General features: G+C 69.7%; 16 protein-coding genes. 6 read left to right on the forward strand and 10 right to left on the reverse strand.

Annotated elements, in window-relative coordinates:
* Window positions 1-226 precede the first annotated feature (226 nt).
* Window positions 227-1,708 (forward strand): FkbM family methyltransferase, encoded by a 1,482-nt coding sequence (locus tag HL658_RS09635; RefSeq protein ID WP_180281750.1) that lies wholly within the window; start codon window positions 227-229, stop codon window positions 1,706-1,708.
* A gap of 23 nt (window positions 1,709-1,731) precedes the next feature.
* Here HL658_RS09635 and otnC read toward each other — a convergent pair whose 3' ends face one another.
* The 9 genes from otnC to HL658_RS09680 form a co-directional block, all read right to left on the reverse strand.
* Entirely contained in the window at window positions 1,732-2,367 is a 636-nt protein-coding gene (otnC, locus tag HL658_RS09640) for a 3-oxo-tetronate 4-phosphate decarboxylase (protein WP_180281751.1), read from the reverse strand.
* Complete coding sequence (gene otnK / locus HL658_RS09645) at window positions 2,364-3,635, reverse strand: 3-oxo-tetronate kinase (protein WP_180281752.1); 1,272 nt, start codon at window positions 3,633-3,635, stop codon at window positions 2,364-2,366. The genes otnC and otnK overlap by 4 nt, the downstream gene beginning before the upstream one ends.
* 290 nt (window positions 3,636-3,925) lie before the next feature.
* Window positions 3,926-5,419: a tripartite tricarboxylate transporter permease gene (locus HL658_RS09650; protein ID WP_180281753.1), complete on the reverse strand. Its 1,494-nt coding sequence runs from the start codon at window positions 5,417-5,419 to the stop codon at window positions 3,926-3,928.
* On the reverse strand, window positions 5,416-5,907 hold the full coding sequence (locus HL658_RS09655; protein ID WP_180281754.1) for a tripartite tricarboxylate transporter TctB family protein: 492 nt from the start codon (window positions 5,905-5,907) through the stop codon (window positions 5,416-5,418). Before HL658_RS09655 ends, HL658_RS09650 begins: the two co-directional genes overlap by 4 nt.
* Window positions 5,908-6,008: 101 nt before the next feature.
* Entirely contained in the window at window positions 6,009-7,004 is a 996-nt protein-coding gene (locus tag HL658_RS09660; RefSeq protein ID WP_180281755.1) for a tripartite tricarboxylate transporter substrate binding protein, read from the reverse strand.
* 139 nt (window positions 7,005-7,143) lie between these two features.
* Window positions 7,144-7,647: a YchJ family protein gene (locus tag HL658_RS09665; RefSeq protein ID WP_246337406.1), complete on the reverse strand. Its 504-nt coding sequence runs from the start codon at window positions 7,645-7,647 to the stop codon at window positions 7,144-7,146.
* A 14-nt stretch (window positions 7,648-7,661) separates the two neighbouring features.
* The gene (locus tag HL658_RS09670) at window positions 7,662-8,378 is read right to left on the reverse strand and encodes a glutathione S-transferase (protein WP_180281756.1); all 717 of its coding nucleotides are present in this window, start codon (window positions 8,376-8,378) and stop codon (window positions 7,662-7,664) included.
* Window positions 8,379-8,394: 16 nt separating this feature from the next.
* The gene (locus tag HL658_RS09675) at window positions 8,395-9,237 is read right to left on the reverse strand and encodes an alpha/beta fold hydrolase (RefSeq protein ID WP_180281757.1); all 843 of its coding nucleotides are present in this window, start codon (window positions 9,235-9,237) and stop codon (window positions 8,395-8,397) included.
* A 16-nt stretch (window positions 9,238-9,253) separates the two neighbouring features.
* A complete protein-coding gene (locus tag HL658_RS09680; RefSeq protein WP_180281758.1) occupies window positions 9,254-9,739 on the reverse strand; it encodes a hypothetical protein in 486 nt (161 codons plus the stop codon).
* Between the two features lie 322 nt (window positions 9,740-10,061).
* Here HL658_RS09680 and ptsP point away from each other — a divergent pair, with 322 nt between their 5' ends.
* Genes ptsP through HL658_RS09695 form a run of 3 tightly spaced genes read left to right on the forward strand, consistent with a single transcriptional unit; the run spans window position 10,062 to window position 15,330 of the window.
* Window positions 10,062-12,578, forward strand: a complete 2,517-nt coding sequence (gene ptsP, locus HL658_RS09685; protein ID WP_180281759.1) for a phosphoenolpyruvate--protein phosphotransferase — start codon at window positions 10,062-10,064, stop codon at window positions 12,576-12,578.
* Window positions 12,575-13,513, forward strand: a complete 939-nt coding sequence (pfkB, locus tag HL658_RS09690; RefSeq protein ID WP_180281760.1) for a 1-phosphofructokinase — start codon at window positions 12,575-12,577, stop codon at window positions 13,511-13,513. Before ptsP ends, pfkB begins: the two co-directional genes overlap by 4 nt.
* A gap of 17 nt (window positions 13,514-13,530) precedes the next feature.
* Window positions 13,531-15,330 carry a PTS fructose-like transporter subunit IIB gene (locus tag HL658_RS09695; RefSeq protein ID WP_180281761.1) on the forward strand — a complete coding sequence of 600 codons (1,800 nt, stop codon included), beginning with the start codon at window positions 13,531-13,533 and terminating at the stop codon, window positions 15,328-15,330.
* On the opposite strand, the gene HL658_RS09700 is transcribed toward HL658_RS09695, so the two are convergent.
* On the reverse strand, window positions 15,293-16,012 hold the full coding sequence (locus HL658_RS09700; RefSeq protein ID WP_180281762.1) for a class I SAM-dependent methyltransferase: 720 nt from the start codon (window positions 16,010-16,012) through the stop codon (window positions 15,293-15,295). The two genes, HL658_RS09695 and HL658_RS09700, sit on opposite strands and share 38 nt — an antisense overlap.
* A 264-nt stretch (window positions 16,013-16,276) precedes the next feature.
* Between HL658_RS09700 and HL658_RS09705 the strand changes: the two genes are divergently transcribed.
* On the forward strand, window positions 16,277-17,350 hold the full coding sequence (locus HL658_RS09705) for a hydrogenase small subunit (protein WP_180281763.1): 1,074 nt from the start codon (window positions 16,277-16,279) through the stop codon (window positions 17,348-17,350).
* 2 nt (window positions 17,351-17,352) lie between these two features.
* Entirely contained in the window at window positions 17,353-19,167 is a 1,815-nt protein-coding gene (locus HL658_RS09710; RefSeq protein WP_180281764.1) for a nickel-dependent hydrogenase large subunit, read from the forward strand.
* Window position 19,168: the final 1 nt, after the last annotated feature.

The raw sequence follows: 19,168 nt of genomic DNA on the forward strand, positions 1-19,168 counted from the left end.
AGGCGCCCCCACGGGGCGCTCGGGAACCCTGCCCCGCCGGCTCCGGCGCTTCCTTGCGAATCCGCAAACGTCGCGGTGGAGCCTGGACTGGTTCAAACGACGCGGGCTTCTTTGGCAGGCCGACGAATGACGTCGGCGGTGTGTGCGACTACTGCAAATTTGCGGATCGACATTCAACCCTGATCCGGATACGGTATCGACAATGATACCGGATGCGGACTTTACAATGACTGTATTTGCCATAGAAATACCCGATAATGTCAGGATTTCAGTAAAGGCCGATCTGGAATATTTGACGACGTATATATTGTTGGAGCTTGAAGACTGGTTCGAGGACGAGATCTCGTTTGTGCGTCGCTGCATAGAGCCGGGAATGCTGGCCTTCGATATTGGGGCCAACCACGGCGTCTATACCTTGACGATGGCGGCGTTGATGAAGGATGCCGGGCATGTCTGGGCATTCGAGCCGTCGTCGCAACCCTTGTCGCTGCTGCGCCGGTCGATCCATGAGAACGGCTTCCTTGACCGCATCACCGTCCTCGACTGCGCGCTTTCCGATCGCGCCGGTACGGCGCCGATGGGCGTCTCGACCACGCAGAGCGAGGGCAACTCCCTGCACCGTCTGGCCGGGGAGACCGAGGAGGTGCGGCTCGATACCCTCGATGCCACCTGGCAGCGGCTCGGCGCTCCGGCGATCGACTTCGTCAAACTCGACGCCGAGGGAGAGGAGGAGAAAATTCTGAGGGCCGGCACGCGGTTCCTCACGGAATGCCAGCCGCTCATCATGTTCGAGATCCAGCGCACCAGCGGCGAACAGGCAGCGCTGGCGATCGCTTTCGTGGCGATGGGCTACGGCATCTACCGGCTGGTCCCCGGGCTGGGGCTGCTGGCCCCCGTCGACCTGACCGCCGGATATGACTATTTCCAAGTCAATCTCTTCGCCTGCAAGCCGGAGCGCGCCGCCCGGCTAGCCGCGCGCGGTCTCCTGGCCAGGGAGGTGAACGACGCCTCCACGCTGTCACTGCCGCAGCCCGATCCCGGCACCCTGCTGGGTTCACGGCCCTTCGCCGCCGGTTTGGCGAACGGATGGCTCCGGGGTGCGGCCACCGGGAACGCGCTTGCCTGCGTTCTGGCCGCGGAGGATGAGCAGCGATCACCGGCCGAGCGCATCGGGCTGCTTCTTCGCGGCGTGACCGGGCTCGAGGAGTCCTTGAAGGCGGAGGATCACCCGGCGACACGCCTCAGCCTGCTGCGCGCACTGCGCGCCTATGGCCGTCGTGGCGAGATGATGAAGCATTTGCAGCCCCTGCTTGACCAGGGAGCCGGCACCGTCGCCGCAGCGCTTGCCGAGCGGCCTTTCCTGCCGCCGCTGGCGGCGTGGGACGCGGCACCGGTTCGCGGCGGCGTGGAGGCTTGGACGGCCGCACTGCTGGCCGACACGCTGGCCATCAGCTGCCATCACTCGACCTACTACAGCCTGGACTCGGTGGGCGCCTTGTGGGAGCAGCGCAGCAATCCCAACAGCACCGTCGCGATGTTCCGCCGGCTTTTCCTGATGATCCTGCGCTCCGGCCGGACGGTCCGATTCACCGACGAGCGGAACGACACTCTCCTGCGCGCCAGCGCCGAGCATCGGAACGCCGACATCTGGAAATGGCTGCTGGACCCGAATCGCACGGCGGGCGGCGCGGCGACGGCGGCCGGGTGAGGCCAGGGGTCCGGGAAGCGGCCCTAGCTCCGGAACACCGCGTTCAACTCCGCCACCTGTTCCGCCGTCAGCGGGCGGGTGGGGTGGCCGTGCAGGAGGAAGTGGAGCTTGGCGGTCTCCTCCAGCTCCTCCAGCGCGTAGAGCGCGTCGGTCAGCGATTTGCCGGCGATGACCGGGCCGTGGTTGGCGAGCAGGACGGCGGCGTGCTTCACCGCCACCTCCCGCACCGCCAGCGCCAGCCGCTCGTCGCCCGGCCGGAAATAGGGCACCAGCGCCAGATCGCCGACGCGCATCACGTAATAGGCGGTCAGCGGCGGCAGCACCGGCGCGCCCGGGTCGTGGGCGAGGCAGGAGACGGCGGCGGAATGGGTGGAGTGGGTGTGGATGATGGCACCGGCGTCGGGGCGCACGTCGTAGACGCAGGTGTGCAGGAACGCCTCCTTCGACGGCTTGTCGCCGCCGGTGTGACGCCCCTGCGCGTCAAGCCGGGCGAGCCGGGCCGGGTCCAGCTCGGCGAGGCTGACGTTGGTGGGGGTGACGAGCCAGCCATCCTCCAGCCGCACCGACAGGTTGCCGGTGGCGCCATGCACGAGGCCGCGGGCGTAGAGTCGCTCCCCCATGAGGCAAAGGGCGTCGCGCGCCTTGGCCTCGGCACTCACGGCATCACCCCCAGCGCGTCGGCGAAGAAGTCGGGCCCGCCGAAATTGCCGGACTTGAGCGCCAGGGCGAACGCGCGCTCGCCCAGACCGACCATGGCCGGTACGCCGGGTGCGATCTCCGGCCCGATGCGCAGGGCCTGCACGCCCAGCGCGTCCACCACGGCACCCGAGGTCTCGCCTCCCGCCACCACGAAGCGGCGTGCGCCGGCCCCGGCGAGGGCGGCGGCGACGGCGGCAAGCGCCTGCTCCACGGCGCGACCGGCGGCGTCGCGGCCGTGCGTCTCCTGCACCCGGCGCAGGTCGTCGGGCGTGGCGCTGGAGACGATCAGCATGGGGCGTTCCCCAAGGTGGCCGCGCGCCTCCGCCGCCACCCGCGCCACCTCGTCGCGGCCAGAGAGCACGGCGTCCACGTCCAGCCGGATGACCGGGTAGCGCGCCGCGGCGCGCTCCACCTGCGCCAGCGTGGCGGGGGAGCAGCTTCCGGCGATCAGCACCTCCGGCCCCGCGACCGGCGGCAGGTCGGTGCTGCCCTGCCCGGCCGCGGCCCCGGCCTTGATGAAGTTGGCGGCCAGCCCGGCGGCGAGGCCGGAGGCGCCGGTGACCAGCGGGTGGTCGTGGCAGGCCGCACCGATGACGGTCAGGTCGTCCAGCGTGATCGCATCGACGATGGCGGCACCGATCCCCTGCCCTTGCAGCGCGGCCAGCCTTGCGCGGATCGCTTGCCCGCCGGCGGCGACATCCTGCCAGGGCACCAGCCCGACGCGGGTGCCGCTCTGCGCCTGGAGCACGCGCACGAGGTTGGCGTCGCGCATGGGGTTGAGCGGGTGGTCGCGCAGCGGCGATTCGTCCAGCGGCTGCGCCCACACGAACAGGTGGCCCTGGTAGACCGTGCGCCCGTTCTCCGGGAAGGTCGGGCAGGCCACGGCCATGGTGGCCCCCGTCTCCGCCATCAGCGCGTCGGTGACGGGGCCGATGTTGCCGCGTTCGGTGCTGTCGAAGGTCGAGCAGTATTTGAAATAGCACTGGCGGGCGCCGCGCTCCTTCAGGTGCCGCCACGCCTCAACCGACAGGCGCACGGCGTCTTCCGGCTCGATGGAGCGGCTCTTCAGCGCGACGACGATCGCCTCGGCATCGTCGGGAGCAAGGGCCAGCCCGTCCACCCCGATGGTCTGCACCGTGCGCAGCCCGGATTTCGCGAGCGTGTTGGCGAGGTCCGACGCGCCGGTGTAATCGTCGGCGACGCAGCCCAGCAGCAGGCGCCCTGTCATCGTACCGTGTTCCCTCCCGTTACCGTCGCCTTGGGCTGGCGGCGGCGCATGATGCGATCCCGCGCCGCCGGCGCGCAAGGTCGGATCGCCGATTCCGGCTTTCCCGACCAATTCCTTCAAATACAACCGGCCAAAGGCCGGCACGGCAACCGATTTCGCGGTAGGAGCCGGTGATGGGCGGACCGGAACGCGGGGTGGCGCTGGTCAGCGGGGCAGGGGGCGGCATCGTCGATGCGCTGCTGGCGACGGGCCGCCTGCCCTTCACCACCGGCATCCGCACCGACGGCGGCTCAGCGCCGCCGCTTCCACAGCGAGGCCACGGGCGTCTGCGCCAGCAGCAACGCCGCCAGAGCCAGCGTCAGGGCCGCGGTCAGCGGGTTCGATACGAGGTCCCAGAGGAAGGCCGGGAAGCTGTCCTCCACCGAGATCACGGCGCGGCGGTAGGACACGTCCATCAGCGGACCGAGGATGATGCCGAGGATCACCGGCCCCACCTCGAACCCGTACATCTTCAGGAAATAGCCGAACAGCCCGAAGCCCAGCATCCAGTAGATGTCCACCGGGTTGTTCTGGATGGCGTAGGTGCCGACGGCCGACAGCACCAGGATCAGCGGCAGCAGGATGCCCTTCGGACATTCCACGATGCGCGTGAAGAAACGGATGCCGGTCAGCCCGAAGATCAGCAGGAAGATGTTGGCGAGCGTCAGGTTGCCGACCGTGTACCAGAACAGGTGCGGCGTCTCGATCATCAGCATCGGGCCGGGCTTCAGACCATGGATGAACAGCGCGCCGATGATCACCGCGGTCACCGCATCGCCGGGGATGCCCAGGGTCAGCATCGGGATGTAGGCGCCGCCGACCGCCGCGTTGTTGGCCGATTCCGGCGCCACCAACCCCTCGTACGCCCCCTCCCCGAAGGGGCGCGTCGGGTTCTTCACGGTGCGGCGCGCTTGGTCGTAGGCCATCAGCGCGGCGATGTCGCCGCCTGTGCCCGGCAGCGCCCCGATGATCACCCCCAGCGCCGAGGAGCGCAGCGACAAGGGCAGGAAGCGCTTCACCAGCTTCCAGGACGGCACGATGCGCGAGACCTGCTGCTTGATTGCCGGCATGTGCAGGGTGTGGAGCTGGACCAGCGCCTCCGACACCCCGAAGAAGCCGATCATCGCCGCCACATAGGGGATGCCGCCCAGCAAGTTGACCGAGCCGAAGGTGAAGCGCTGCTCGGCCGTCATCGGGTCCAGCCCGACCATGCCGATCAGCACGCCGAGCGCGCCGGAGAACACGCCCTTCGCCAGCGATTCGCCGGACAGGCTGCCGACCAGCAGGATGCCCATGATGGCGAGCAGCAGATAGTCGCGCGGCGCGAACATCAGCGCGAAGTCGGAAATGGCGGGCGCCGCCACCGCCAGCGCCAGGATTCCGACGAAGCCGCCGATCACCGACACCACCGTGCTGATGCCGATGGCGATCCCCGCCTCCCCCCGCTTGGCCAGCGGGTAGCCGTCGAGCGCCGTGGCGATGGCGCTGGGCGCACCGGGGATGTTCAGCAGGATCGCGGTGCGCGAGCCGCCGTAGACCCCTCCCATATAGATGCCGGCCATCAGCGCCAGCGCGTCGTTGACCGGCCAGGTGAAGGTGAAGGAGATCAGCACCGACACCGCCATCGTCACCGACAGGCCGGGAATGGCGCCGATGTAGATGCCGGCGAAGGTGCCGGCCGCGGTCAGCATCAGCAGCCACGGGTCGAGCCAGCCCATGGCGAAATAGGACAGCGCGTCGGTCACTGGAACAGCCTCCCCGCCGGCAGCACCACCGAGAAGACCAGCCGGAACACCACGTAGATCGCCGCCAGCGACGCGGCGCTGATCAGCAGCCCGCTGACCAGCCCGCGCCGGTGCAGCAGCGTTATGCCGCCGAACAGGAAGAGGCCGGAGCCGACGACGAAGCCCAGCCAGTCCAACGTCAGCATGTAGAGGACGACGAGCGCGATGAAGGCCAGCACCGCCGGCGGGGCCACGTCGGTGAAGAAGCGCCGCGCCACGCTCTCCGCCCCGCCGTGGTCGGTGGGCGGACGCATGCGGCGGTTGCCGGCGATCACCGCCGCCGCCGACAGCACCATGGCCCCGGCCGCCGCCATCGGGAAGACCCCCGCCGAGCTGATCGAGGAGAAGCCGGAGATCCGGTAGGCCTGGACGAAGGCCAGTACGCTGAAAAGCAGCAGCAGGACCCCGAACACGGACTCCCCCGCCCGCCGCCGCCGCAGGACGTTCATGTGACGATCCTTATCACCGATTCATCGGCAGCCTTCGGCCCCCACCCAACCCTCCCCCCGCCCAGCGGGGGGAGGGTTGGGTGGGGGGTGCCGGCTATGCCTTACGGCCGTGCGATGCCGAACTTCTCCGGGGACTGCTTGGTGGCGCCGGCGTCGTGCAGGACCCAGGTGGTCACCGCCTGCCACTTCTTCAGGAAGGCGTCGGCCTCGGCACCCGAGATGTTCATCATGACGTTGCCGCGCTCGACCATGAGCTGGGTGAACTGCGGGTTCTCGGCGCCCTTGCGGAAGGCATCGACCAGCGTCTTCTTCGCCGCGTCCGGCACGTCCTTCTTCACCCAGATGCCGTAGAAGGGACCCCAGGGCAGGTATTTGGAGAAGCCGGGGAAGTCCTTGGTGATCGGCGCCACGCCGGGCAGCGACGGCACCTCCTTGTCGTTGACCACGCCCAGCACCTTCACCCGGCCGGCCTTGATGTGCTCGCCGGCGGCGCTGAGACCGACCGGCATGAAGTCGACATGGCCGCCCTGCAGCGCAGTCAGGCCGGGACCCTCGCCGTCGAAGGGCACCGCGGTGACCTTGTACGCCTCGACCGAGTTGAGCAGCGCGCCCACCACATGCGGCAGGCCGCCGGGACCGGTGGAGCCCATCTTGATCTTGCCGGGCCGCTTCTGCGCGTCCTCGACCAGCTCCTTGACGCTGTTCCAGGGCGCGTCCTTGCCGGCGACGATCACCGCGATGCCGCGCGCCAGCACGTTGACCGGGTAGAAGGCGGAGTAGTCCAGCTCCGACAGGGCGAGCACGCCGTGCACCTGCGGGTTCTCCGCACCGTACAGCAGGGTGTAGCCATCCGCCGGGGCGGCGTTGACGAAGGCGGTGGAGATGGCGCCGGCGCCGCCGGCCTTGTTGACCAGCACGATCTTCTTGCCGAGCGCCTCCTCGACATGCGGGGTGACGGCGCGGGCGACGGTGTCGGTGGCGCCGCCGGCCCCCCACATGATGACACCCTGGAGCTCGCGCTCCGGATACTCGGCACGGGCGGCGGCGGTGGTCAGGGCGAGCGCGGCGACCGCGCCCAGCAGGTAACGGACTTTCATGATGGACTTCCTCTCCCTTTCGTCTTGTCGCCCCCTGCGGCGCAGGCCCGATCTTTGCGGGCCACGCCAACAATGACGTGCTCGCCCCCGTACCGTCAATTCACGGCATATGCAAGGGGTCGCGTGGGTCGCAGGCGCGTCAGGCGCCGCAGCACTTCTTGTGCTTCCGGCCCGATCCGCAGGGGCAGGGGTCGTTGCGGCCGATCTTCTCCACCCGGCGCGGCGGCTGCTTGGGGTTCATGTCGCCGTCCACATAGAGCCAGCGCCCATCCTCGCGGCGGAAGCGGGACAACTCGTGGTGCAGCGCCTCGCGGCCGGTGTGGCGGAAGCGGGCGGCGAACTCCACGATGCCCGTGTCGCCGTCGACCGCGGTCTTGCGGACGTCGAGCCCCAGCCATTCGACCGCGTCGGCGGCCTTCTCGGCTTCCGCCCGGTCGAAGTCGCCCGGCAGCTGGGTGCGCTCGATGTGGTCGAAGTCACGCCGGACATAGGCGGTGTAGCGCGAGCGCATCAGCGCGTCCGGCGTGGGCGCCGGAGCGCCGGCGATGATGGGGCCGCAACAGTCGTCGTAGGCGCGGCCGGAGCCGCAGGGGCAGTCGGTCATGATCGTCCGGTTGGGGTGGTGTTCCGATGCGCCCTTCATACAGGGGGCGTCGCTTACGGATCCAGCTCCGGGTAATGGCGGAAGATCCCGTATTCGTTGAAGGGGATCCGCCGCTCCGACCGCAGATAGGCCGCGATCCCCGGCACCGCCGCCACCCGGTCGCGCAGCGCCGTCACCCGCGGCCAGGCCCCCTCCCCGCGCCGCATGGTGTTGGGAAAGGCGTAGCGCAGCCCCTCCACAAGCTGGAACAGGGAGGTGTCGGCGTAGGTCAGCCGGTCGCCGGCGAGGTGCGCGGGGCCGGTCGGGTTGCGGGCCAGCACCGTTTCGAACCAGCCCAGGAATTTCGGGATGCGCTCCTCGCGGAAATGCCGCGTCCGCCGCGCCGCCTCGGCCGTCTGATCCTCGTAATAGAGGCTGGACGCGATGGGGTGATGGGTGTCGTGCGCCTCGGCGACGGCATCGGCGATGGTGAGCTGGATCTGGTGCGTCCAGATCCGGCCTGCCGCGTCGTCGGGGACGAGGCCGAGGGCGGGGCCGACATGCTGGAGGATCGCCGCGACCTGGGCGATCACGAGGTCGCCGTCGCGCAGAAAGGGTGGCGCGAAGGGCGGGGTGGTCTGATCCGGGCCGTCGAGCAGCGCCGCCATCCGCTCCTCCCCGCCGGGGGTGCGCGCGACGTCGGTGTAGGCGGCGCCGACGGCCTCGAAGGCCAGCCGGACGAACTCGCCCCGCCCCTGGAGGCCGGGCCAATAGAACAGCTCATACGCCATGGGATCCTCCTGCCGATCACCCCGCCGGCTGACGCTTCAGGAACCCCTCGACCAGAGAGACCAGCAGCGGCGGGGTCTCCAGCATGGGATAATGGCCGGCGTCGGCGATCGTCTCGAAGCTCGCGTGCGGGTAGAGCGGCGCGAAGGCGGCCCGCACCGAATCCGGCCGGTAGACCGCGATGTCGTTCCAGCCGGCCACCGCGAGCACCGGCACCGGCAGCCCGCGCACCCGGTCGGCGAAATCGGTGCCGGTGAACATGGCGAGGTATCCCGCCATCGCCTCGCGCCGGCTGGCGCGCCGGGCGAGGCCCGCCTTCCAGGCGACCCACGCCTCGCCATAGCGCTCCGCCGTGCGGGCGCGGATGGCGGCGGCAAGCGCCTCGTCGTCCTCCACCACGCGGCGCAGCCGGGCCATGCCCTCCGCGTCCGTGCGGAAGCCGCAGGCCGGCACCGGGGCGATGGCGACGAGGCTGCGCACCGCGTCCGGCCGCTCGGCGGCCAGATACTGCACCACCATGCCCGACATGGAATGGCCGACGGCGTGGAAGCGCCGATGCCCCAGGCGCTCCATCAGCCGGGCGGCGTCGCCGGCCGCCTCCTCCACCGTGTAGGCGCCGGCGAGGTCGCGCGACAGGCCATAGCCGCGCACATCCGCGAAGACGTAGGTGAAGGCCGTGCGGTCGAGGGCCGGCAGCATCGTGTCGTAATTGCTGTGGTCACCCAGCCATTCGTGCAGCACCAGCACCACGTCCGAACCCGATCCGACGACGGTGTGGCCGAGCAGCGGCCGGTCGGTGGAACTTGTCCCGATGGCGCTTGTCATGGTGGCAACCTCGTTCTGCGGGTTGGTCGCCGACATCGGCCGGCTCCGACGGTCATCGCCTGCCCTCCCTTATATAAGCCATCAGAGAAACGAACCAGCGCTTCACCGGGTGGCTGTCCTCCAGCCGGTCGATGTTGTCGAGACCGCGGATCAGGACATAGACTCCGCCGCCGATCGTGAACACCGCCGTCGTGGTGCTGCCGCCATGCAGCAGCTGGATCAACGCGTATAGGATCGACGAGATGCCGAAGGCGATCTCTGTCAGCCCGTACACCGAGCGGAAGGTCGAGCGGACGTGATAGATGAACAGGACCAGCGGCATGATCACTGCCGCCGCGATCGCCACCGCCAGGAGCCAAATCAGCAATAGTGCTAAGGGTCGCGATATCTCAGGGACTGGAATTTCGCCAATCGCAATCAAAGCAACGATGGATACCAAGAAATAGGCCGACCAATTATCAATATTGCGAATTGTATGGGCCGCCATCAAAAAAGATCTCAGTAATGGCAGAACAAAATCATCCAGAAATTTTTCCATGTTCGACGCCCATAATGGTTCGCACATCATAGAGACCGATCGTATTCTCGGCGATCAATTCATATTATTAATCTACCTAAAGGTGTCCCAGCAAAAATTCGAGCGCCGCAAGGAAGGTGGATGCATAGTTTCCTTTTCTTATGCGAGTGATCCCCGCCCTTAAGCAACCTTAAGACCGTAGCACCGATAGCGGAAGCGTAGCAGACTTTCCACAACTGGGATCGAAGCCGCCGATGCGGCGTTGATCGATACGAGAGGGCCGGCCCGACCGTCGCCACGGCGACCGATCGGCAGCGGGCCCCGCCAGGGAGGAAGGGGACCGATGCTCGCACTGTCCGAGACCCAGGTGCGCCTTGGGCTCACCGCGTCCGACAAGACGGACGCCATCCGCACCGCCGGCCGTGTCATGGTCGAATGCGGCCTGATCGAGCCCGGCTACATCGACAGCATGCTGGGCCGAGAGCGGGTCGCCGCCACCTATCTGGGCAGCGGCATCGCGATCCCGCACGGGCTTCCGCAGGCGCGCGACCTCGTGCGCCGGACCGGCATCGTCGTGGTGCAGTTCCCCGGCGGCGTGGACTGGGGCAGTGGCGAGCCGGCGCGTCTGGTGGTCGGCATCGCCGCCAAATCCGACGAGCACATCGCCGTGCTCCAGCGCCTCACCGGCGTGCTGGGTGACCCGGCCGAGGCGGAGCGTCTCGGCCGCACCGGCGACGCGGGCGCCATCGTGGCGGTGCTGAACGGCGAGGCCGCACCCGCCCCGGCGGCCTCGGCGGCGTCGTCCGCGGGCGGCCCGTCGATCACCGTCACCGCACCGGTGCCGCACGGGCTGCACGCCCGCCCGGCGACGGCTTTGGTCGAGGTCGCCAAGCGCTTCCGGGCGGAGATCGCGGTTTCGGCCGGCGTCGGAGTCGGCAACGGCAAGAGCCTCGTGTCGCTGCTGCGGCTCGGCGTGTCCGGCGGCCAGCCGCTGACCGTCACCGCCTCCGGCGACGACGCGGACGCGGCGCTGGCCGCCATCCGCGCCGCCTTCGAGGCCGGGCTGGACGAGCCCGCGGCCGACGGTGCGCCGTCCCACCCCCCTGCCCCGGTCGCGGTGCCCCCGCCGGCCGACCTCGATTACGACGGCACCGTGATCGCCGGCATCTCCGCCTCCCCCGGCGTGTCCACCGGCCCGGCCTGGACCTTCCAGCGGGAGGAGCTGGTGGTGGCGGAGACGGCACCCGACGCCGCGGCCGAGCACCGGAGACTTGACCAGGCGCTGGCCGGGGCCGGGGCCGACCTGCGCAACCTGCACGAGGAGTTCTGGAAGAAGGCCGGCGCCGCCAAGGCCGCCATCTTCAAGGCGCATCTGGAGCTTCTCGACGACCCGGAGATGGTCGCCGACACCCACGCCGGCATCGACCGCGGCCACAGCGCCGGCTGGGCGTGGCGCGCGGTGTACGAGGAGCGCGCCGGCACGCTGGCGCAGCTCGCCGACCCGCTGCTGGCCGGCCGCGCCGCCGACCTGCGCGACGTCGGGCGCCGGGTGCTGCGGCTGCTGGCCGACGCCCCTGGCACCATGGGCGGCAGCGTGGCCGCCCTGCCCGACCACCCGGTGATCCTGCTGGCCGAGGATCTGGAGCCGTCGGACACCGCCAAGCTCGACCCCGCCAAGGTGCTGGGGCTGTGCACGGCGGGCGGCGGGGCGACCTCGCACACCGCCATCATCGCCCGGTCGCTCGACATCCCCGCCGTGGTCGCCGCCGGGCCCGCGGCGCTCGATGTGGGGAACGGGCGGGAGGTGATCCTGAACGGCGACGACGGGGTGCTGGTCGTCGGCCCCTCCGACCGCGACCGTGCCCGCGCCACCGCCGCCCGCGTGACCGTGGGCGAGCGGCGCGAGGCGGAGCGGCTCGACCGCTACAAACCGGCCATCACCACCGACGGCAAGCGCGTGGAGATCGCCGCCAACATCTCCGACCCCAAGGAGGCGGCAACCGCCATCGAGGCGGGGGCGGAGGGTGTCGGGCTGATGCGCACGGAGTTCCTGTTCCTCCAGCGCGAGTTCCCGCCGGACGAGGAGGAGCAGTTCGAGGCGTACCGGACCATGGTCCGCGCCATGAACGGCCTGCCCATCATCCTGCGCACGCTGGACATCGGCGGCGACAAGAACGTGCCGTACCTGCGCATGCCGGCGGAGGGCAACCCGTTCCTCGGCGTGCGCGGCATCCGGCTGTGCTTCGAGCGGGAGGATCTGTTCCGCACCCAGCTCCGCGCCATGCTGCGGGCATCGAAGGAGGGGCCGGTGCGCATCATGTACCCGATGATCGCCACCCCCGCCGAGCTGGCCAAGGCCAAGGCGATCACCGAGCAGGTGCGGCGCGAGGTGGGCGCCGGGCCGGTGGAGATCGGCATCATGATCGAGGTGCCCTCGGCGGTGGTGATGGCCGACCGGCTGGCGCGCGAGGTGTCCTTCTTCTCCATCGGCACCAACGACCTGACGCAGTATGTGCTGGCGATGGACCGGCTGCACCCGGTGCTGGCGCCGCAGGCGGACGGGCTGCACCCCGCCGTGCTGCGCATGGTCGAGCGCACGGTGGCCGGAGCGCGGGCCGCCGGCATCTGGGTCGGCGCCTGCGGCGGGATCGCCGGGGACCCGGCGGGTGCCGTGCTGCTGGCCGGTCTCGGCCTCGCCGAACTCAGCGTCGCCATCCCCGCCGTGGCGTCGGTGAAGGCGCGGCTGCGCGGGATATCCATGGCGGACGCGGAGGCGGCGGCACGGGCTGCCCTCGACTGCGCCGACGCGGCCGAGGTGCGCGCCCTGGTGCGCGACCGTTTCCCCGGAGGTGCGGCATGACCGGCGTCGTCACCGTCACCCTCAACGCCGCGGTCGACCAGACGCTGGACGTGCCGGGCTTCACCGCCGGGGCGGTCAACCGCGCCCTGTCGGAGACGCGCACCGCGGGCGGCAAGGGCATCAACGTCGCCGCCTTCCTGTCCGGCGGGCCGGCGCCGGTCACCGCCATCGGCTTCCTGGGGGCCGACAACACCGCGGTGTTCGAAACGCTGTTCCGCGACCGCCGCATCGCCGACCGCTGCCTGCGCGTTCCCGGCAGCAGCCGCACCAATGTGAAGGTCGTGGACCGCGAGGGCGGCAGCGTCACCGACATCAACCTGCCGGGACCCCGCATTCCCGACACCGCCTGGCGGGCCCTGCTCGACGGACTGGACGAGCTGGGAGCGCTGAACGGCGTCTTCGTGCTGGCCGGCAGCGTCCCCGCCGGGCTGACCGACAGCGCCTACGCCGAGATCATCCCGGTGCTCCGGCGGCACGGCGCCTTCGTGACGTTGGACGCCAGCGGGGCGCCGCTGCGTCACGCCATGGCGGCGAAGCCCGACATGATCAAGCCCAACGCGCACGAGCTGTCCGAACTGCTCGGCCGGCCGCTGGGCGGGCGCGACGACGTGACGGCGGCGGCGCGGGAACTGGCGGCGCAGGGTGTGGCGCTGGTGGTGGTCTCGCTGGGGGCGGACGGGGCGGTCTTCGTGGAGCGGGGCCGGGCGCTGCACGCCCAGCCGCCGCGGGTGGAGGTCGCCAGCACCGTGGGGGCCGGCGACGCCATGGTGGCCGGGGTGCTGGCCGCGCGGCTGGCCGGCGGCGACCTGGAGGATTGCGCACGGCGCGGCACCGCCTATGCCGCCGGCACGCTGTCGCTGCTGGGCCCCGAACTGCCGCCACCGCCCCGCATCGCCGAGCTGATGGCCGGGGTGCGTATCGAAGCGATCGAATAACGGTCTGGGAGGAAACCATGGCAAGACTTGTGGCGGTGACCGCCTGCCCGACCGGGATCGCACACACGGTCATGGCGGCGGAGGCTTTGCGCCGCACCGCGGCCCTGCGCGGACACGTGATCGATGTGGAGACCCAGGGGGCGGAGGGCACCGGCTCCCGTCTCGGCGACGCCGCCATCGGGGCGGCGGACGCAGTGATCCTGGCTGCCGACATCGCGGTGGACGAGAGCCGCTTCACCGGAAAGCCGGTGCTGCGCACCACGACCGCCCGCGCCATCCGCGAGACCGGCCGCGTGCTGGACGAGGCCCTGGCCGGCGTGACCACCGCTGCGGCCGCCCCGGGTCCGGCCGCGCGCGTTGCCGCGCCCCCGCCGACTTCTGCCCCCGCGCCGGCAGCGGCGAAGGGTTCCGGCCTGCTGGTGGCGATCACCGCCTGCCCCACCGGCATCGCCCACACCTTCATGGCGGCGGAGGCGCTGAAGCGCGCGGCCGAGGCCAAGGGCCTACGCATCAAGGTGGAGACTCAGGGCTCGGTCGGTGCCAAGAACGCCCTGACGCCGGAGGAGATCGCCGAGGCCGACGCCGTGATCATCGGCGCCGACACCCACGTCGCAACCGACCGCTTCACCGGCAAGCGTCTGCTCAAGACCTCGGTCGGCGAGGCGCTGAAGCACCCCGGCCGGGTGGTGGACGAGGCGCTGGCCCTGCCCCCGCCGCCCGCAGGATCCGGTGGCGCCGCGGCGGCCGGCTACGGCGACGCGATCGCGCAGGCCAAGGCCCGGCAGAAGGAGGGGCAGGCCGGCCCCTACAAGCATCTGCTGACCGGTGTGTCCTTCATGCTGCCCTTCGTGGTGGCCGGCGGTCTGATCATCGCGCTGTCCTTCGTGTTCGGCATCGAGGCCTTCAAGGAACCGGGGACCCTGCCCGCCGCGCTGATGCAGATCGGCGGGGAGGCGGCCTTCGCGCTGATGGTGCCGGTGCTGGCCGGCTACATCGCCTATTCCATCGCCGACCGGCCGGGGCTGGCGCCGGGATTCATCGGCGGCATGCTGGCGGCGAAGATCGGCGCCGGCTTCCTGGGCGGCATCGTGGCGGGTTTCCTGGCCGGCTACGTCGCCCGCTGGCTGCGCGACAACATCAACCTTCCGGCCACGCTGGAAGGGCTGAAACCGGTGCTGGTCATCCCGCTGCTGGCGACGCTGGTGGTCGGGCTGATGATGATCTACGTGATCGGCACCCCGGTGGCGGCGATCATGGCCGGGCTGACCGCCTTCCTCCAGGGCATGACCGGCGCCAACGCGGTGGCGCTGGGGCTGCTGCTCGGCGCCATGATGGCGCTGGACATGGGCGGGCCGGTGAACAAGGCCGCCTACGCCTTCGCGGTCGGGCTGCTGGCGTCGAACACCTTCACCCCCATGGCCGCCGTCATGGCCGCCGGGATGACACCGCCGTTGGGGCTGGCGCTCGCCACCGTGATCGCCCGCAACCGCTTCACCGTCCAGGAACAGGAGGCGGGCAAGGCCGCCGCCGTGCTCGGCCTCGCCTTCATCACCGAGGGCGCCATCCCCTTCGCCGCCCGCGACCCGCTGCGCGTCATCCCCTGCCTGATGGTCGGATCGGCGGTGGCCGGGGCGCTGTCGATGTGGTTCGGCTGCACGCTTCGGGCGCCGCACGGCGGCGCCTTCGTGCTGGCGATTCCCAACGCGGTGGCGCCGCTCGGGTTCTACGTGATGGCGATCCTGGCCGGCACCATCGTCACCACCCTGGCGCTGGTCGTGGTCAAGCGACCGGCGGACGCGGTGGCACCGGCTGGTTGAGCCCGGTCCAGCGCACCAGCATGCCCTGCTGCGCGTTCAGCGAGCCGATGGTGAAGCCGGTGACGTACCGCACGTCGGCCGGGGCGGCGTGCCGCAGCAGCATCGCCTCGGCGGCCCGCAGGTTGCGGCCGTCGTCGGCGAAGTCCATATCCTTGTCGGAATTGTCCAGATAGATCCAGCCGCCCGGCCTCATCTTCGGCAGCACGGCGCGGGTGCAGACGCCGCGCAGCAGGCCGTCGATGACGCAGAAATCCACCGACCCGTCCGGCACCCCGGCGAGGTCAGCGTAGTCGCGCTCGCCGCGGAGCTGGAGATCGACGTTGGTCAGGCCCCGGCGCGCCAGCGCCCCGCGCGTCCGCTCCCACCAAGCGGGATCATGCTCGATCGACAGCAGCCGCCCGACGTGGGGAGCGAGCCACAGGGTGGACTGGCCGGCCCCGAACTCGACCACCGTCATGTCCGGCCGCAGCAGCGCCGCCACCCGCTCCTTGATGGTGAAGGTCCACCACGGCTCATCATAGAGACGGCCGAACAGCTTGCGCGCGGCGACGCGGTGCAGCACGGACGGAAGGTGCTTCCATTCGCCGGCATCGACGATGTTGCCCTTTTCGTCGTGCAGGCGCGTCCGGCGGTGGCGGTCGCCGGCGATGATCTTGCGCATGATGCCGACGCCGGAAGCCATGATGCGCGCGGTCCTTGAAATACCCATGTTCCGCTCAACGTTTTTTCATGGTGGCCGCGCGGCTGTCAATGGCCCGACCTCCGGCAAGCATCCTTCCACCGCATCTGGAAGGCCCGTTTCCTCCGGCGCAGCCGAAGAACCCGGATGCTGTGCTCAAACCGTTGGCGTCCCTGATCATTACCCTGCGGCATGATCCTTGCTCCATAGGCGTGAGACGCGCGCCGGCCGCCGGCCGCCGCCTCGCCTGGGGGAAAGGAAACGCCGATGGCGACACTGGAAACATTCTACGAGGTCATGCGCCGGCAGGGGATCACCCGCCGGTCCTTCCTGAAATACTGCTCGCTGACCGCCGCGGCGCTCGGGCTGGGGCCGGAGTTCGTGCCGACCATCGTGCAGGCGATGGAGACCAAGCCGCGCACGCCGGTTTTGTGGCTGCACGGGCTGGAATGCACCTGCTGCTCGGAATCCTTCATCCGCTCGGCGCACCCGCTGGTGAAGGACGTCGTGCTGTCGATGATCTCGCTCGACTACGACGACACGCTGATGGCGTCGGCCGGGCATCAGGCGGAAGCCATCCTCGACGAGGTGATCCGCGACTACAAGGGCAACTACATCCTGGCCGTGGAGGGCAACCCGCCCCTGAACGAGGACGGGATGTTCTGCATCATCGGCGGCAAGCCCTTCGTCGACCAGCTCCGCAAGGTCGCCAAGGACGCCAAGGCGATCATCTCCTGGGGCTCCTGCGCGTCCTACGGCTGCGTCCAGGCGGCGCGCCCCAACCCCACCCGCGCCACCCCGGTGCACGAGGTCATCACCGACAAGCCGATCATCAAGGTGCCGGGCTGCCCGCCCATCGCCGAGGTGATGACCGGCGTCATCACCTACATGCTGACCTTCGACCGCATCCCGGAGCTGGACCGCCAGGGCCGGCCGAAGATGTTCTACAGCCAGCGCATCCACGACAAGTGTTACCGCCGCCCGCATTTCGACGCCGGGCAGTTCGTGGAGTCCTTCGACGACGAGGGCGCGCGGCGCGGCTACTGTCTTTACAAGGTCGGCTGCAAGGGACCGACGACCTACAACGCCTGCTCCACCATCCGCTGGAACGAGGGCACCTCCTTCCCGATCCAGGCCGGGCACGGCTGCATCGGCTGTTCGGAGGATGGCTTCTGGGACAAGGGGTCCTGGTACGCCCGGCTCACCGACATCCACCAGTTCGGAGTCGAGGCCAACGCCGACCGGGTCGGCGCCACCGCCGCAGCGGGCGTCGGCGGCGCGATCGCGCTGCACGCCGCGGTCAGCGCGCTGAAGCGCGCCCAGCACAAGGGAGAAGTCTGATCATGGCGACGCTGCAAACCCCCACCGGCTTCACCATGGACAACAGCGGGCGGCGCATCGTCGTCGACCCGGTGACCCGCATCGAGGGTCACATGCGCTGCGAGGTGAATGTCGACAGCAACAACGTCATCCGCAACGCGGTGTCCACCGGCACCATGTGGCGCGGGCTGGAGGTGATCCTGAAGGGCCGCGACCCGCGCGACGCCTGGGCCTTCGTGGAGCGCATCTGCGGCGTGTGCACCGGCTGCCACGCGCTGACCTCGGTGCGCGCGGTGGAGGATGCGCTGGGCATCCGCATCCCGAAGAACGCGCACCTGATCCGCGAGATCATGGCGAAGACGCTGCAGTGGCACGACCACGTCGTCCATTTCTATCACCTGCACGCGCTGGATTGGGTCAATCCGGTCAATGCCTTGAAGGCCGACCCTAAGGCGACGTCCGAGCTTCAGCAGATGGTGTCGCCGTCGCACCCGATGGCGAGTGCCGGCTATTTCCGCGACGTGCAGGCGCGGCTGAAGAAGTTCGTGGAATCCGGCCAGCTCGGCATCTTCAAGAATGGCTACTGGAGCAACCCCGCCTACAAGCTGCCGCCCGAGGCCGACCTGATGGCGGTCACGCATTACCTGGAGGCGCTGGATTTCCAGAAGGAAATCGTCAAGGTCCACACCGTGTTCGGCGGCAAGAACCCGCACCCGAACTACATGGTGGGCGGCGTTCCCTGCGCCATCAACATGGACGGCGACGGGGCGGCGGGCGCGCCCCTGAACATGGAGCGTCTGAACTTCGTCCGCCAACGCCTTCTGGAAGCGTATGAATTCTCGAAGAACGTCTACATCCCCGACGTGATCGCCATCGCCAGCTTCTACAAGGGCTGGCTGCACGGCGGCGGGCTGTCGGGCATCAACGTGATGGATTACGGCGACTACGAGAAGGTTCCCTACGACCATTCCACCTGCCAGCTTCCGGGCGGCGTGATCCTGAACGGCAACTGGAACGAGGTGCACCCGATCGACCCGCGCGACCCGGCGCAGGTGCAGGAGTTCGTCACCCACAGCTGGTACACCTACGGCGACGACAGCAAGGGCCTCCACCCGTGGGACGGCGTGACCCAGGCGAAGTTCGAATTGGGTCCGAATTTCAAGGGCACCAAGACCGACATTCAAGAACTGGACGAGCGCGCGAAATACTCCTGGATCAAGGCGCCGCGCTGGCGCGGGCATGCCTGCGAGGTGGGTCCTCTCGCCCGCTACATCCTGGCCTACGCCCAGGGCGTGGACTACGTGAAGGGGCAGGTGGACGAATCGCTCGGCCGCTTCAACGCGCTGGCCGGGACCAACCTGACACCCAAGCAGGCGCTGCCGACCACCATCGGCCGCACGCTCGCCCGCGCGCTGGAGGCGCATTACTGCGCCAAGATGATGCTGGACGACTTCGACGCCCTGATCGCCAACATCAAGGCCGGCGACCGCGCCACCGCCAATGTGGAGAAGTGGGATCCCAAGACCTGGCCGGCGGAGTGCAAGGGTGTCGGCACCGTCGCCGCCCCGCGCGGCGGGCTCGGCCACTGGATCAAGATCAAGAACGGCAAGATCGAGAACTACCAGTGCGTGGTGCCCACGACCTGGAACGGCAGCCCGCGCGATCCAAAGGGCAACATCGGCGCCTTCGAGGCGTCGCTGATGAACACGCCCATGGAGCGGCCGGACGAGCCGGTGGAGATCCTGCGCACCCTGCACAGCTTCGATCCGTGCCTCGCCTGCTCCACCCATGTCATGGCGCCGGACGGGGGCGAGCTGGCCCGCGTCACCGTGCGCTGAC

This window comes from Azospirillum oleiclasticum, assembly GCF_013423485.1.
GTDB classification, from domain to species: domain Bacteria; phylum Pseudomonadota; class Alphaproteobacteria; order Azospirillales; family Azospirillaceae; genus Azospirillum; species Azospirillum oleiclasticum.